General features: G+C 60.8%; 12 protein-coding genes and 1 pseudogene. 8 read left to right on the top strand and 5 right to left on the bottom strand.

Annotated elements, in window-relative coordinates; all coding sequences use genetic code 11:
• Nucleotides 1–130: 130 nt before the first annotated feature.
• Entirely contained in the window at nucleotides 131–607 is a 477-nt protein-coding gene (locus AC070A_RS30030; protein ID WP_057249969.1) for an Lrp/AsnC family transcriptional regulator, read from the bottom strand.
• Nucleotides 608–840: 233 nt separating this feature from the next.
• On the opposite strand from AC070A_RS30030, the gene AC070A_RS30025 reads away from it, so the two are divergent.
• On the top strand, nucleotides 841–2,166 hold the full coding sequence (locus AC070A_RS30025; RefSeq protein WP_113737888.1) for an NAD(P)/FAD-dependent oxidoreductase: 1,326 nt from the start codon (nucleotides 841–843) through the stop codon (nucleotides 2,164–2,166).
• 793 nt (nucleotides 2,167–2,959) lie between these two features.
• On the opposite strand, the gene AC070A_RS30020 is transcribed toward AC070A_RS30025, so the two are convergent.
• Nucleotides 2,960–3,688 carry a GSU2403 family nucleotidyltransferase fold protein gene (locus AC070A_RS30020; protein ID WP_494773619.1) on the bottom strand — a complete coding sequence of 243 codons (729 nt, stop codon included), beginning with the start codon at nucleotides 3,686–3,688 and terminating at the stop codon, nucleotides 2,960–2,962.
• 352 nt (nucleotides 3,689–4,040) lie between these two features.
• Here AC070A_RS30020 and rpsU point away from each other — a divergent pair, with 352 nt between their 5' ends.
• Nucleotides 4,041–4,271 (top strand): 30S ribosomal protein S21, encoded by a 231-nt coding sequence (gene rpsU / locus AC070A_RS30015; protein WP_057249963.1) that lies wholly within the window; start codon nucleotides 4,041–4,043, stop codon nucleotides 4,269–4,271.
• 169 nt (nucleotides 4,272–4,440) lie between these two features.
• Here rpsU and AC070A_RS30010 read toward each other — a convergent pair.
• A pseudogene (locus AC070A_RS30010) lies at nucleotides 4,441–4,768 on the bottom strand (LysR substrate-binding domain-containing protein); the annotation flags it as partial.
• Nucleotides 4,769–5,136: 368 nt separating this feature from the next.
• On the opposite strand from AC070A_RS30010, the gene AC070A_RS30005 reads away from it, so the two are divergent.
• Nucleotides 5,137–5,610, top strand: coding sequence for a YbhB/YbcL family Raf kinase inhibitor-like protein (locus tag AC070A_RS30005; RefSeq protein ID WP_113738003.1), 474 nt, complete (start codon nucleotides 5,137–5,139; stop codon nucleotides 5,608–5,610).
• Between the two features lie 364 nt (nucleotides 5,611–5,974).
• Here AC070A_RS30005 and AC070A_RS30000 read toward each other — a convergent pair whose 3' ends face one another.
• Complete coding sequence (locus AC070A_RS30000; protein WP_057249959.1) at nucleotides 5,975–7,681, bottom strand: adenylate/guanylate cyclase domain-containing protein; 1,707 nt, start codon at nucleotides 7,679–7,681, stop codon at nucleotides 5,975–5,977.
• A gap of 61 nt (nucleotides 7,682–7,742) precedes the next feature.
• Between AC070A_RS30000 and AC070A_RS29995 the strand changes: the two genes are divergently transcribed.
• Entirely contained in the window at nucleotides 7,743–7,964 is a 222-nt protein-coding gene (locus tag AC070A_RS29995; protein ID WP_057249957.1) for a hypothetical protein, read from the top strand.
• A 230-nt stretch (nucleotides 7,965–8,194) separates the two neighbouring features.
• On the opposite strand, the gene AC070A_RS29990 is transcribed toward AC070A_RS29995, so the two are convergent.
• Nucleotides 8,195–9,133, bottom strand: a complete 939-nt coding sequence (locus AC070A_RS29990) for a LysR family transcriptional regulator (RefSeq protein WP_057250148.1) — start codon at nucleotides 9,131–9,133, stop codon at nucleotides 8,195–8,197.
• Nucleotides 9,134–9,257: 124 nt separating this feature from the next.
• Here AC070A_RS29990 and AC070A_RS29985 point away from each other — a divergent pair, with 124 nt between their 5' ends.
• The 4 genes from AC070A_RS29985 to AC070A_RS29970 all read left to right on the top strand — a co-directional run bounded on the left by AC070A_RS29985 (nucleotide 9,258) and on the right by AC070A_RS29970 (nucleotide 14,667).
• The gene (locus tag AC070A_RS29985; protein WP_057249954.1) at nucleotides 9,258–10,304 is read left to right on the top strand and encodes an aromatic ring-hydroxylating dioxygenase subunit alpha; all 1,047 of its coding nucleotides are present in this window, start codon (nucleotides 9,258–9,260) and stop codon (nucleotides 10,302–10,304) included.
• Between the two features lie 12 nt (nucleotides 10,305–10,316).
• Nucleotides 10,317–11,417 carry an FAD-binding oxidoreductase gene (locus AC070A_RS29980; RefSeq protein ID WP_113738002.1) on the top strand — a complete coding sequence of 367 codons (1,101 nt, stop codon included), beginning with the start codon at nucleotides 10,317–10,319 and terminating at the stop codon, nucleotides 11,415–11,417.
• A gap of 58 nt (nucleotides 11,418–11,475) precedes the next feature.
• Nucleotides 11,476–12,585, top strand: coding sequence for a histidinol-phosphate transaminase (gene hisC, locus AC070A_RS29975; RefSeq protein WP_309140550.1), 1,110 nt, complete (start codon nucleotides 11,476–11,478; stop codon nucleotides 12,583–12,585).
• Between the two features lie 117 nt (nucleotides 12,586–12,702).
• The gene (locus tag AC070A_RS29970; RefSeq protein ID WP_113738001.1) at nucleotides 12,703–14,667 is read left to right on the top strand and encodes a DUF2817 domain-containing protein; all 1,965 of its coding nucleotides are present in this window, start codon (nucleotides 12,703–12,705) and stop codon (nucleotides 14,665–14,667) included.
• Nucleotides 14,668–14,675: the final 8 nt, after the last annotated feature.

Genomic DNA, 14,675 nt, shown 5'->3' with positions numbered 1-14,675 from the left:
CATCGCCTCAGCCCGAAGGCGGACAGAAGGAGACGCGGACGACATCATGCTTTGTCGGGTGAGGCACCGGAGGAGCGGGCCAAATCGCAAGCGTCGGCCGCGCAAGCCGGCGCAAACCGATCCCAAGATCCTACATCCGAAACAGGCTGGTCAGAGGCATGTGCACCTTGACTATCGGCGACTTCAAGACGACGAAACTGAAATACTTGTCGATGCCGACGTCCATGTCGGTGAGGCGCTCCATGATCGTCTGGTATTCGCCGATCCCGGCCGTGACGAATTTTAGAAGGTAGTCGTAGCCTCCTGACACTAGATGGCATTCCATAACGTTGTCGACCTTGTCTATCGCCGCCAGGAACCGGGCAAAGTCGATCTGCCGGTGGTTCTTCAGCGTGATTTCGGTGAATACTGTCAGGGTCTGCCCGAGCTTGCTGACGTTGATCTGCGCCGAATAGCCCTCAATGTAACCCTCCGACTGCAGCTTCTTGACTCGCATCAGACAGGGGCTCGGCGACAGGTTGACCAATTCGGCGAGTTCCACATTGGTGATGCGGCCATTCTTCTGCAGTTCGTACAGAATCTTGATGTCGATCCGGTCGAGTTTCATGGCGCGCCTTCCCCCTTGCTAAGTGGCCAACGGAACAGCAGATTGTGCTGCGACGTTCCCAGCTATGACCTTAACACACTGGAGAGTCGTGTCGATTTCGTTTGGCATTATAGGCCAAAGCAGAAAGGGCGGCATTGCTCCCGCAATACGGAATCTTGTGCTGCGCGCAGTCGTAGTCCGGCAACGCCGTTGCGCCAAAGCCGCTAGACTGTGGTCGTAACGGAGGTCACGCCATGCCCGCACCGCTGAAACTCATCGACACAACGCCGCAGTTGCCCGAAGACGCCGATGCCGTGGTAATCGGCGGCGGCATTGTCGGTGTGTTTGCGGCCTACTATCTTGCACGCCGCGGATTAAAGGTAGCCGTCGTGGAGAAGGGCCGGATCGGCGCGGAGCAGTCGAGCCGCAACTGGGGCTGGTGCCGCCAGCAGAACCGGGACGCCCGCGAATTGCCGATGGCGACGAAGAGCCTCGATCTTTGGGAGCGTTTCGCCGCCGAGAGCGGCGAGGATACCGGCTTCCGACGCTGCGGGTTGTTCTACCTCAGCAACAGCGAAGAGGAACTGGCCGGCTGGGCCCGCTGGCGCGACTTTGCCCGTTCGCTCGGCGTCACAACGTATATGCTCGACAGAGCCGAGGCGACCGAACGCGGCCGCGCCACCGGAAAGCCGTGGAAGGGGGGCGTCTTTTCGCCGACCGACGGCACCGCCGATCCGGCAAGTGCGGCACCCGCGGTCGCACGTGCGATCCTCAAGCTCGGCGGCACCGTGCATCAGTCCTGCGCCGCCCGCGGCATAGAGACAGAAGGCGGTCGCCTTTCTGGTGTCGTTACCGAGCATGGCACCATCCGCACGAAGACGGCGATCCTTGCCGGCGGCGCCTGGGCCTCCTCCTTCTGCCGTCAGCTCGGCATCCGCTTTCCCCAAGCCGCGATCCGATCATCAATCCTGGCCGTCTCGCCAGGCGCCATCCGCCTTCCGGATGCGCTGCATACGGCCGCCGTTTCGGTGACGCGCCGCGGGGACGGCGGCTACACGCTCGCCATCAGTGGCCGCGGCCGTGTCGATCCGACGCCGCAGCAATTGCGTTTCGCGCCGCAGTTTCTGCCGATGTTCGCCCGGCGCTGGCGCAGCCTTGCACCCGGCGGCACCGAAGGCTTCCGTTCCGGTCACGAGAGCCTGACTCGCTGGCGCCTCGATGCCCCGACGCCAATGGAGCGCATGCGTATCCTTGATCCTGCAGTCGATAAAGACACTATTCGCCTCACCCATTCGCGCGCGCTCGACCTCCTGCCCGACCTTAAGAACACCAGCATCACCGCCGCATGGGCGGGTTATATCGACAGCACGCCGGACGGTGTGCCTGGCATCGGCGAAATCGCCGCCATACCGGGGTTCATCCTCGCCGCCGGCTTCAGCGGGCACGGCTTCGGCATTGGTCCCGGCGCCGGTCACCTGATCGCCGACATCGTCACTGGTGACGAGCCAATCGTCGACCCACGCGCGTACCATCCGGACCGCTTCCGAAAATCTGCCTGGGGTAAGGTCGCCGATTTCTAGGGAGGCGGGACCCGAGGTGCTGTGGCGAATTCGCTGAAGTCGGTTCCGACTGCGACGATCCAGTCCTGGCGGCAGGCAACACCGTCGCCAGCGCAGCCGTTTATGATCCTAGCCAGACCGATCAAGGTCGCCGCAAATCTGTCGTTTCGGATTTCCTGCGGCTTCTCGGCGGTCGCCACAAGCCCACTCGCGACTGACGTTATCAAATCCGAGCGTTCGCGCAGCGTCATCGCGTCTGGGATCTTTGCTAGTGGGAATTGGTCGCGCGCGACCAGTCCGCCGGGCGGACGTCTACCATCTTGGTTATTGATTATTGACTCCGGGTAGCAACTTCCGACCTCCCAGAGCGGGATTCGGCACGGCTAGCGCAACGAATGGCTACTACGCGGTTAGTGCATGAGTCATAACCGCAACGGCGACGGTCCATTGTCCGGTTTTTGTCGCAGTGCCGCTGTCAGGCACCGTGGTAACTAGTGCCCGCTCTCCACGAGAGGCGCTTGCCCAAGCGACACGGCGGCAAGCCGACTGCGAGTCCCTCGCCTTGATGGGAATCGAACCCGCGATCCCACCCCGATGTGTACGGAGACATAGGAGAACTCTTCGGCGCCATCACCTACGGAGGGTGCCGATGGTAGGCTTGGCAACGATCACGTTGAGATCAAACCGATCACGCCATTCAAATCCAAGGACGAGGTTTCCGTGAAGGTATCAGGCAACTCGGCAAAGTACTCGTCGTGAAGATCAACGCCGACTTTGAAGTCTCTTCCCGGATAAATCTGTGAAATAGCCGCCCCTACCTATCTTCCTTGAATGGATCGACGGCGAGCTCCTTGAACAACGCTTCCGTCTTCGCCCGATCAGCGCGGCTCATGTAGCCGATCCCGGTCTTGATCGCGTAGCGCCAGGCCTCTCCCTTCTCCCATGCCTCATGCAGTGGGTCCGACAGCTCATTGAGCCGATTGGCGACATCGAGTGCTTCGAACAGGAGAACGGCCTGCCTCAAGTCCTTGTCTCGTTCCGCGGAACCAAGCGTGTCAACGACGCGGCGGCTGGCGACGATCAGCTTGTGGATCGCGTAGCGCTCCGGAGCTGGTACGATCACGCTGATGCCTGACTTGTGCAGCATGACGGCTCTGATCGGCTCATAGATCAGGAAGTCCAGGAATCTCAGCGGTTCGGCCGAGGCTCCATCAAGGGCGGGCATGTCGGCCGGTTTGTCCATGTGGTCATCCGATCCCCTGTTTCCGGTCAAGAACTCGACCTTGTAGCCGCTGCGATTGATGAAGCTGGTCACACGCAGTGACCCCGAGCGATGCATGATCGGCCGGAATGTCGGATCGAGGCTCTTCAGGATTTCGAGAATAGGTGGAAGGCTGTCCTCTACTTCGGCCGAGTTCGCATAGTCCTGGGCGAAGTCGGCATCTCCGGTCTGGAATGACGCAGCAGGCAGACGGACGCCAAGATGTCCCGCATAGGTCGAGAAGGCGACCGATCCGACGAGAAAAGCCTCGCGGGGGCTCAGTCTGAGGGCGTAGTCGATGCAAGGAATGGCGTCCGCCGCGCGGGGGTCGGTTTTCGGGACATCGAACCCACTGGCGCGCTGAGCAGCTCCTCGATCCGGGCATCGATCTCACCCAGTTTCGCTTTCAATTCGTCTACGACTTCGACCATACGCAACACTCTCGAGGCACCCTCAGGAGATAGCATCGGCCTTCATCGGAATCTTGTGGCACTTGCTCCATAATTTCGCACCTGACCCGGTTTCAGCGTCGCCTCGCTTTACATCTTAGAAAGCTCGAATTCCTGCGAACTGTGATAGGAATCAGCTCGAAAACTTGTAAGTTGAGCGACCTTTTCCAACCTACGAGCGGCCAATGCAGGTTCTAGTACGTGATAACAATGTCGATCAGGCGCTCCGCGTTCTGAAGAAGAAACTCCAGCGCGAGGGCATTTTTCGTGAAATGCGGATGCGCGAGGCTTTTGAAAAGCCCTCGGTTAAGAGAGCGCGCGAGAAAGCCGAGGCGGTGAGCCGCCAGCGCAAGAATGCCCGCAAGCAAATGCAACGCGAAGGCCTGCTCCCGTCGAAGCCGAAAAAGAGCAGATAGCTTGATGAACGCTCAAGGCCGCCGCTGTGACGGTGGGGTAGAGCGCGCCCCTCAATTTACGAACGCGCACCTTGGTTGAGTCTCCACCCCCTGCGGAGGCTCAACCATTTTAAGCCGCACGATGATAGTGTTTTGGCTTCCACCAGCGCTCGAATATCAGGCGCCGCCCTCACCTGCCCGGGCGCGTCAGCGACCGGGCAATGTCGATGATGTCGTCCGGTCTTCCTTGTTCCAGGCAACCCCAAGCCCGATCTTCAGATCGACGCCACGCACGGGCCCGAGCTCGAAGTTGCGGTTCGGAAGATCCTTCGTCCATTCCGGTGCAAAGCCGATGCCAAGGCCTGCCGAGACGAGCGACACCAGCGAGAAGGTGTCGTCGCAGAGGCGATGTTGCCGGTCAGACCATGGGTCTCGAACATCTCGGAGAAATAGCGTTCGCTGTAGGAGAGGTTCTGACGGGAAAAGGCGATGATCTTTTCCGAGCGTAGATCCTCGATGTCATCTGAATGAACCATTGACAAAAATCCTGATGTGAAGGGATTCGAACCGTAAACCCGCAACTGCAAGGAGCTATTTGCGCTCCCACCATATGTGGGGCGTTGGCATCATCGTCCATCCGATATCCTATGATAACGTCCTTTATCATCGACAGACGTTCGCGCTAATTTTGCTGACACTCGCAGGCAGCGTGTAGATATGGGTCGCTATAGAATTATGCTGAAACTGGTTGCGGGTCGACATCCTGGACATCGTGCGCCAATAGGCCGATGCTGTCGTTGGTCTGGAGGCGCCCACAGATTGCGTGGGTACGGGTATATCGTGCGTGCGGCAACGAAACGGTTTCTTGAACTCGCCGAGGCTCCATATGGCGTTCACTATCGCATCGCCCGCCTTTAACAATGGCGGAACCATTCCCAGGCTTTACACCTGCGAAGGGCAAGGTATTTCCCCGCCTCTCGAATGGACAGACATCCCGACCGGAACCAAAAGCCTTGTATTGATCGTCGACGACCCGGACGCGCCGGATCCGGCCCATCCGAAAATGACCTGGATACACTGGATTGTTTTCAATCTGCCCCCCGATCTGAAGGGGCTTGTGGAAGGGATTTCGCAACTGCCATCAGGCGCTCAGACAGCGAGGAATGGGTGGAACAGCAATGCGTATGGCGGCCCTTGTCCTCCGATCGGTGTGCACCGCTACTTCTTCAAGCTCTATGCACTCGATGACCGGCTCACCCTATCGGCGGCGGCTAGCAAGGACCAAATCGAAGCGCAAATGCGCGATCACATCATTGCCGGAACCGAGCTAGTCGGCACCTATGGCAAAACAGGGAAGTGACCGATATGCGGACCGATGTACTCGAACAAACCTTGTCGCCGATTGATCAAGATGGAGTGGGGTAGTGCGGACTACGATCTGACCGACGTCAGAACTGCGAACCTCAGCGATAACGTTGATGCTTTGATGCGGGGCCCTCCGCGAATGCTTACATTGCTGTCGTTCAAGATCGCATAGCCAAGATTGAGCAGTCAATTTTGGGATTTTGGCTCGTGAGCTGGCACCCGCCTTGCATCATGGTGGAGATGACCCCGTAGCAATGAAGACAGGATGCTTTGCGAAACTGCGATCCAGACCGCCGTTCTCGCGCAGCGCATATCCGTTGATCAAGTCCTCGAACGCGTCGGGATTGCCCCCACCGCTATCACATCTCCGGCAGGCCAGCCTTTCGGAAGCCGTCGACAAAGTGGTCTCGTACAGATGCATCGCGCAGCGGCTGGGAGCTGAGCCAATGGCTGATCGTGAAATGAGGGTGGGTGATCAGGAACAATTCTGCTTCTCGCCGCGCCTCCTCACGGTGGCCCAACTGCGCAAGCGAAGCAGCCAGGAATTTGCGTGAGTTGGTACGATACGTGTCTTTCCTGCGGAGTGTAGCGGTTGCCGCCTCATAGTCACGCGCGGCGTATTGCGCCTGCCCAAGATGACAAAGATACCAGCAGGTTGGATAGGGATTGAGCCGCAGAGCTTTTTCGATCTGCGCTAGTCCGTCGGCAACCCTGCCGTCCAGCACGGACATGTCCGACATGGCGGCCCAGGTGTCGGCGTGGTTGGGGTCCAGCTCCAGGGCCTTGGCGAAGGCGGCCTCCGATTCCTCCCATCGCCGCTCATAAGCCAAAATGGTCCCCAGAACGTAACGGCAGCCGGCATCGTTGGGATCTAGGTCGACCGCCTTCTGCGCGAACATCGCCGCCATCCGACGGTTCGGATCTTCGGGCTCGCCGAAATGAGTCCAGGCAAGCCAACGGTTATAGGCGAGCAGACCGAGCGCCTCGGCATATGATGGCTCGAGCTCAACCGCGCGTTGGAGCAGCATATAGGCCTCACGCTCAGTTTGCGGCGACTCTTCCGTCAGGAGGCGGGCGCGCACGCACAGATCGTACGCCTCAAAGTTCTTCGGCCGATTGCGCTGCGTCGGGATGCTCAGCCGGCCGACGAGGGCTTCAACGATCTTCGCGTTAACTTCATCCTGTAATTCGAAAACATCTTCCACCGTCCTGTCAAACCGGTCGGCCCACAAGTGCTGGCCGCCAAGCGCGTCGATCAATTGGGCATTGATGCGGACACGGCCCATTGCGCGTCTGGCGCTCCCCTCGAGGACGTAGCGGACGCCGAGCTCCTGGGCGACCAGCCGTACGTCGACCGGCTTGCCCTTGTAGCCGTACACGGAATTGCGCGCGATGACGAACAGGCCAGCCGTACGGGAAAGGTCGGTGATCAGGTCTTCGGTCAAGCCGTCGACGAAAGGCGCGTCCGCTTCATCCCCACTCATATTCGTGAACGGCAATACAGCGATCGAGGGACATTCGGGCAGCGGCAATATGCTCTGCAGCGCATCCGGCCAATGCCACACGTGGACCGGGCGAGTCAGGTTCTTTAGGTAGCGTTCGCCTGCATCAAAGAACCGCTCGCCGATCTTGCCGACGATCTCGCCGTGAACTTTGGCTGAAATGCAGATACCTCCCGGTGCGGCCTGCGTCTCCAGGCGCGCCGCGACATTGACGCCGTCGCCGAGGACGTCTGAACCGTCGTCAATGACATCTCCCAGATTGACGCCTACACGCAAAAGCAGGCGCCGGTCTCCGGAAGCCTCAACAGCAGTGGTGGCGCGTTGCATTTCCAACGCTGCTGTGACCGCGTCCACCGCGCTAACGAATTCGATTAAGAATCCGTCGCCCATGAGCTTGAAGATGCGACCGTTGTGGCGCATCACAGCCGGCTCGATAACGCCAGAACGGAGTTCCCTGAGGTTCGCCAGCGTTGCGACTTCATCAGCCTCCATCAGGCGTGAATATCCCACCACATCGGCAACGACGATGGCGGCAAGGCGACGCTGAAGAGACTGATCCGTCATGTGAGGACAAGCCTAACGACCGAGTTCGTAAGTTATTGTTCGACCGCGGGTGAGTCAACAAATGGTCAGAGGTAATGTCCAGGCGATCTCCACCTCCATCGAGCCGTCATCCTTCTTTGTGACCGACGGCGTCGAAGTGGACAACACGGAAATGAGTATCCACGGAAAGCGGACGGTTCTTGAACGCCTGGTGACGGGCGGAGAGCGGGGGCTTTCGGCGGAAGTGCCCAGTTCTGTTCGCGAAATTGCGTTCCGGGGGAGACCCGAACTGCAACTGCGCTAAGTCGGCATTTCTGACCAACTCTCCAGATGCGGCCAGTCTCCTTCCGGCCCAATTGAGACGCTCGGGTCGCACTGACCAAGTATCAGCTCCTGACGCTCCTCGGGCGTTCAGATCACTCGACGAGCGGAAGCCGGCAGCACGGATGTCTCCTATCCCTCTCCTTGAACGCAATCGAACCGCCCACCACGCCCCAGCCGAGGGCAGACAAGACTCTTATTGAGACTAAATTCTCATGTTAGCCGGTTCGAACGAGGGCCTGGATCTGACATTTGGTCTTGCTGTCTAGCAACCCCAAGCAACCATTTGTGAAACTTCTGTCCAAACGGCTTTTCGAGGGCGGCCCGATCCCAGGCGAGATAATAGCTTTCGGGCAGTTTCATACGAATGTCGAAGGGCACAACCAGAGATCCAGAGGCGATCTCATCCTTGATCATGGAGACTTGCGCAAGAACGAACCCCCTGCCGTTCACGGCCGCGTCGATCGCACTGCTCGACAAGGTGAAGGAGAGGCCGGAGAACTTCTTGGCCCCATCGGCGTGCACCAGGGTTGCCCAGTCGTTCCATTGCGGAGAAGCCTTGTAGTCCGCCTCCCATTCCACATGTAGGAGCGGAAACGTCAGGATGTCGCGCGGCGTTTCAAGGCTGCGTCCGGCGAGCAGCGTCGGCGAGCAGGCAGGGACCATCCAGTCCGTGAACAACGTGGCTACGTGCTCATGCACATAGGAGCGCCGGCCGTAGGTAATACGGAAATCCACTTGATCGGCACCGATGCGAGGCTCCTGTTCCTGCCCGAGAATGCGGACGCTCGATTCCGGACAGAGCGTTTGCCAGTCGAAGATCTTGCGATTGACCCACTTGTTGGCGACCGACGTCAGCGCGCTCAGAACGATCCCGGTCTCGTTGCGCGCGCGGGTGAGAACATTGGCAGCATGGGAGAGCTGCTGGAAGCCTTTGGCGACTTCCCGATAGTACAACCGGCCCCAGGAAGAAAGCTCAACGCGGCGTCCGCGCCTTTCCAATAGCGTCAGGCCAAGACAGTGCTCCAGGTTTCGCACCAACTGGCTCACGGCGCCCGGCGAGACGCCGAGGTCCTCCGCCGCAGCTGTGACAGTGCCACATCGTCCGATCGCCTCAAAGGCCTGCAAGCCGCGCAAGGACGGGTTCGGCATCGTAAAGCACTCCTTCAGCCATTCGCTCCAATTTAGAAAATCTAAAAAAGAACGCAGGCGCTGGCAACTTGTTGGCACGTAAAAAACGTCGAACATTCGCTTAACAAAACGCAAGGAGAGCGAAATGTTTCTCAAGAACGCCTGGTATGTCGCAGCCTGGGATCACGAGGTCGACCGCGAGTTGAAGCCCGTCACGATGCTCGGCGAAAACATCGTCCTCTACCGAAAGCAGGACGGTAAGGCCGCCGCGCTCGAGGATGCCTGTCCCCATCGCAAGCTGCCGCTCTCCATGGGGCGCATCAAGGGCGACGACGTCGAATGCGGCTACCATGGCCTCACCTTCGACTGTTCGGGCATCTGCACACGCGTGCCGGGGGCCGAGCGGATCCCGCATGTCGCCAAGGTGCGTTCCTACCCGATCCATGAGCGATACGGCCTGCTTTGGGTCTGGATGGGAGATGCCGACAAGGCGGATCCGAAGGATATCTTTGAGGTCGAGCATTTCGGCGACCCCGCCTGGGGCATCAATCGCGGCGAGTCGATGACGCTGAACTGCAATTATCTCTACATGACGGACAACCTACTCGATCCGTCCCATGTCGCCTGGGTCCACCAGTCGTCCTTCGCCAGCTCCGCCTGCGAGGAAACGCCGCTTGAGACGACCGTGAAAGATGACGGCGTCACCGTCTGGCGCTGGATGATCGATTCCGAACCGGCCCCGTTCTATGCGCCCTTCCTGCTGTTCAAGGGCAACACTGACCGCAAGCAGCACTATGAGGTGCGCTATCCGAGCAACGCGATCATCAAGGCTATCTTCGCCCCCGCCCACACCGGCGGCGAAGGCCGCGCGCTGCCGGAAAATACATTCCTGATGGACAGCTACAACTTCATGACGCCGGTCGATCAAAACCGGACCAAGTACTACTGGTTCCAGATGCGCAACTTTGCGCCTGATGACGTCAAGGTTTCCGAGAGTTTTGCTAAGTCCGTGCGCGGCGCTTTCGAAGAGGACCGCGTCGTTCTGGAAGCGGTTCATCACGGAATGGCGAACCAGCAGACACCGAATCTCGACCTGAAAATCGACGTCGGCCCGATGCGCTTCCGGCGCAAGCTGGCTCAGTTGATCGCCGCCGAGACGAAAACCGATCCCTCCAGCGTCGCAGCCGAGTAGGGAGCGGTCCGGATGCTCGATGCAGCCGCCTCGCGCTTCCGTCCCTTCGAAGTCATCTCGAAGGTACGCGAAAGCGCCACCATCACCTCTTTCCGCCTTGCCCCACTCGAACACCAGCACTGGCGGTCGTTCGAGGCGGGACAGTTCCTGACGATGCGTGTTCCCGATCGCAAGGGCGGGCATGTCCTGCGCAACTACACCGTCTCGTCTTCCCCACGCGAGGAGGGAACCTACCGGATCACCGTGAAGCGTGAGGCCGCACCGGCACAGGATTTGCCTGATGGTCTGAGCTCCTGCTGGCTGCACGACCAGATCGAGCCGGGTGCGGTCGTCGAGATCGACCCGCCGCGCGGCGCCTTCAAGCTCGACAGCGCGAGCGCCCGGCCCGTCGTCCTTCTCTCTGGTGGCGTCGGGCTGACGCCGACAGTTTCGATGCTCGATGTGCTGGCGAGGGACACCAACCGCCCGGTCTGGTTCATCCATGCCTGCGACAGTGCAGCCGTCCACGCACTGCGGGACGAGGTCGAACATCTCGCCGCTCTCAGGCCCGGTATCACCGTGCACTACTGCTACCGTTTCGCCGAAGGCGCCGATCTCACGGTTGCCCGCTGCCATTCAACGGGCTTCCTGACGCGCGGCACGCTTCAGAGCCTTTTGCCGCTCGACGACTACGACATCTACATGTGCGGGCCGCCACCTTTCATGCAGGCGCTCTACAGCATTCTGACCGGCCTCGGGGTGCCTAAGGAGCGCATCGCCTACGAGTTCTTCGGGCCGGCGAGCCTGTTGACGGAGACCGCTCAGACCGCGCAGCGATCGAAAATGGCTTCCACCCCCAAGCCAGTGATCGACGGTGAAGCCCCCTGCGTCGTCCTTCACAAATTGGGCCTCAGCCTTACCTGGGACAGCGCAAGCGACTCCATCCTCGCGTTCCTGGAAGCGCAGGGGATCGAGCCGGAATTCTCCTGCCGGGCGGGCGTCTGCGGCACCTGCGAGCAGGGCCTCGTCTCAGGTGAAGTCGACTACTTCGAGGAGCCTCTCGATCAGGTGCCGGACGGCCGGGTGCTGCTCTGCTGCACCAGGCCAAAGTCCTCGATCGTGCTCGATCTCTGACTGCACTGTCCGAATGGCCGTGGCGCCATCCAGATGTCCAAGCTTTGAAGGAAGATCCGTGACGAAACCGCTTCATACCGAGCTCCCGCTCAATCCGCATGTGGCCGGCCTTCCGCCCTACAACGCGGGCATGAACATCGCTGCGGCGCGGCGGCAGAGCGGTCGGCAAGACATCGCAGCACTTGCCAGCAACGAGAACCCGGACGGCTGTTCACCGCGTGTCACAGCCGCGCTCGCAAACCTTGAGCCCTCCCGCTACTCCGACCCCGCCTGTACGGCGCTGCGGGCGGTGCTCAGCCAAAAGCTCGGCGTTTCCCCCGACCGGATCGTCGCCGGGAACGGCTCGGAGGAGATGATCGCCGCAATCTGTCGCGCCGTGCTGCGTCCCGGTGCATTCGTGGCAACGGTCTGTCCCGGCTTTGGGCTGCACGAGATCGAGGCGCTTGCCAATGGCGCAAGCGTCGAGAAGGTCGGTATACGGCCGGATCTCGATTTCGACATACCGGCGATCATCGCCATGCTCGAGCGCGGGCCGGCGATTTTCTTCCTCTCGTCCCCGTCCAATCCGGTCGGTCCGGCGCTCGATCACGAGGGGCTGACGCGCATTCTCGCGGCAGTCAGGCATGAAACGCTTCTCGTGCTCGACGAGGCGTATTTCGAGTTCACGGACGAAGACACGCCCGACGGCCTTGCCGCGCTCTCGGCGACGAACCTCTCCTGGGTGGTGCTCAGGACTTTTTCCAAGGCCTATGGGCTTGCAGGCCTGCGGGTCGGTTATGCCGTGACATCCGATGTCCGGCTCGCCCGGGCGGTGAGCGCCGCCAAGACGCCGTTCAACGTCAATGCCGCCGCGCAGGTCGCAGCCGTCGCAGCGCTTGCCGACGAAGCATGGATGCGGTCTTCGGTCGCGAGGTTGAAACACGAGAGGGCGCGCGTCGCCGACGCTGTGGCCGCCATGGGGCTTTCGACGGCCAGGTCGCAGACGAACTTCCTGTTCATCGATGTCGGGCGGGAAAGCCCGATCGCGTTCGATCACTTCCTGTCAAAGGGGATCATCGTCAAGCCATGGAAGGAGGAAGGTTACGACACCTTCATCCGTGTGACGATCGGCACTCCCTTGGAAAACGACCGCTTTCTGGATGCGCTTCGCAGCCTCGCCAGGCCGTGACGGCTGCCGCGCGCGCTTCAAGCCAAAACACAAAAAGGGGGTCTGGCACGGCCTCAAGGGAACGAACAAATGAGCGGAAACGCAAGCCTGTCCAGAGCAAACCGGGAGCCCCATCGCATGTCCCCTTCAGCGCCATCCGGCCTTTTCACCGGTGACTTTTCCGCCTTGCGCGCTCGATTTCTCGCCGCCGCGCGCACCGCTGGCGCTAGCCTGGTCGAATATTTACACCCGTTGCACGGTCCGAAGGGAGAGCGCCTAGCGACTGACGTTGCCTATCTCGGGCGCAACGATGCTGAAAAGCTGATGGTACTGATCTCCGGGACGCATGGCGTTGAAGGTCCCTTCGGCTCGGCCTGCCAGAGCGCGTGGCTTTCGCAGAACTCTCCCTGGAAACTTCCTGACGATACCGCCGTTCTGGCGATCCACCTCATCAACCCCTGGGGCACGGCATGGGCGCGCCGTGTCAACGAAGACAATGTCGATCTCAATCGCAACTTCATCGACTGGCGAAAGGCGCCGCCGAAGAACGAACGCTACGCCGCATTGCACAGGGCCCTGGTCTGTCGCGCCTGGGACGGCCCGGAGCGTGACGCAGCAATCGAAGCATACGAAGACGCCAAGCGGAGGCTCGGTGGCTACGCCGGCATCGCTCCGATTGTGGAAGCGGGACAATACGACTTTCCGGACGGCCTGTTCTATGGCGGCGACGGTCCGGTCTGGTCGAACCGAACCCTGATCGAGATCCTGTCGACATTCGCACAGAAGGCGGCCGAGGTTGTCATCTTCGACCTGCACACAGGCGCAGGGCCTTACGGCTACCCCGCCCTCCTCTCGGTCGCCGAGAGCGAGCACGCCGGTCTGGAATGGGGCCGACGCATCTTCGGTCCCGCGCTCTCGGTCGTCGTTACCGGGGAGGATGCGACGACCGATACCGGCATCGCCGCGACAGCCACAGGCTACGTCTCGGCCGCCGTGTGCGGTGCGCTGCCGAAGGCGCGCGTCCTGCCGCTGGTCGTCGAATGCGGCACCCTCGACGGCGCCACAGTCTCGGATGCGGTCCAGGCGGACAATTGGCTCCACCTATTCGGCAAGATCGACACGCCGCTCGGCGACCGGATCAAGAAGGACCTGTGCGCCGCCTTCATTCCCGAAGACGCCGACTGGCAGCGCGCCTGTCTTGAGGCATCCTTGCGCCACTTCGACCGAGCCTTTGCCGATCTCAAGGCATTAGGCGGTGCGCGACCGGAAAAATCCGTGCCCACCACAGCCGCAGTCATCGTCGTCGCCCATCCGGAGTCCGGCGGCCCAAGGCTTGGCGAAAGACCGGCGATCGAGGTGCACGACATCCACAAACGCTTCGGCCCCCTCTCCGTGCTCAACGGCGTCAGCGTCTCTGCACAGCCGGGTGAGGTCGTGTCGATGATCGGCTCTTCCGGCTCGGGGAAAAGCACCTTCCTGCGCTGCATCAATCTGCTCGAGCAACCGAACGACGGGCGCATCGTCATCGACGGCGAAGAAATCCGCATGAAGAAGACGCCGGACGGCGGTGCTGCGCCAGCCGACATCCGCCAGGTCGAGCGCATCCGCTCGCGCGTCGGCATGGTATTCCAGAACTTCAATCTCTGGCCGCACATGACGGTCCTCGAAAACATCGTCGAGGCGCCGATGCACGTCCTGAAGGAGGGACGACAAGCGGCCGTCGATCACGCCCACGCCCTGCTGAAGAAAGTCGGCCTTTCCGACAAACATGCCCAATACCCCGGGCAGCTATCCGGTGGCCAGCAGCAGCGTGCCGCCATCGCCCGCACGCTCGCCATGCGCCCGAAGCTCATTCTCCTCGACGAGCCGACCTCAGCACTTGATCCCGAGCTGGTCGGCGAAGTCCTGCGCGTCATCCGGCAACTGGCCGAAGAAGGAAATACGATGATCCTCGTCACGCACGAAATGCAGTTCGCGCGCGAGGTCTCGCACAAGATCCTCTTCCTCCACCAGGGAAAGGTGGAGGAGGAGGGTGCCCCGGCGGATGTCTTCACCAACCCGCGCTCCGAACGCATGCGCCAGTTCCTGGCCCGTACGCTCTGACAGCCCGC

This window comes from Ensifer sp. GW101-20A05 (assembly GCF_059424735.1).
This window is presented reverse-complemented; position numbering and strand designations above follow the sequence as displayed.

What these genes read in the sequence shown, in the direction of transcription:
- AC070A_RS30030 (WP_057249969.1), bottom strand. Translation starts at nt 607, where the DNA reads ATGAAACTCGACCGGATCGACATCAAGATTCTGTACGAACTGCAGAAG.
- AC070A_RS30025 (WP_113737888.1), top strand. Translation starts at nt 841, where the DNA reads ATGCCCGCACCGCTGAAACTCATCGACACAACGCCGCAGTTGCCCGAA.
- rpsU (WP_057249963.1), top strand. Translation starts at nt 4,041, where the DNA reads ATGCAGGTTCTAGTACGTGATAACAATGTCGATCAGGCGCTCCGCGTT.
- AC070A_RS30005 (WP_113738003.1), top strand. Translation starts at nt 5,137, where the DNA reads ATGGCGTTCACTATCGCATCGCCCGCCTTTAACAATGGCGGAACCATT.
- AC070A_RS30000 (WP_057249959.1), bottom strand. Translation starts at nt 7,681, where the DNA reads ATGACGGATCAGTCTCTTCAGCGTCGCCTTGCCGCCATCGTCGTTGCC.
- AC070A_RS29995 (WP_057249957.1), top strand. Translation starts at nt 7,743, where the DNA reads ATGGTCAGAGGTAATGTCCAGGCGATCTCCACCTCCATCGAGCCGTCA.
- AC070A_RS29990 (WP_057250148.1), bottom strand. Translation starts at nt 9,133, where the DNA reads ATGCCGAACCCGTCCTTGCGCGGCTTGCAGGCCTTTGAGGCGATCGGA.
- AC070A_RS29985 (WP_057249954.1), top strand. Translation starts at nt 9,258, where the DNA reads ATGTTTCTCAAGAACGCCTGGTATGTCGCAGCCTGGGATCACGAGGTC.
- AC070A_RS29980 (WP_113738002.1), top strand. Translation starts at nt 10,317, where the DNA reads ATGCTCGATGCAGCCGCCTCGCGCTTCCGTCCCTTCGAAGTCATCTCG.
- AC070A_RS29970 (WP_113738001.1), top strand. Translation starts at nt 12,703, where the DNA reads ATGTCCCCTTCAGCGCCATCCGGCCTTTTCACCGGTGACTTTTCCGCC.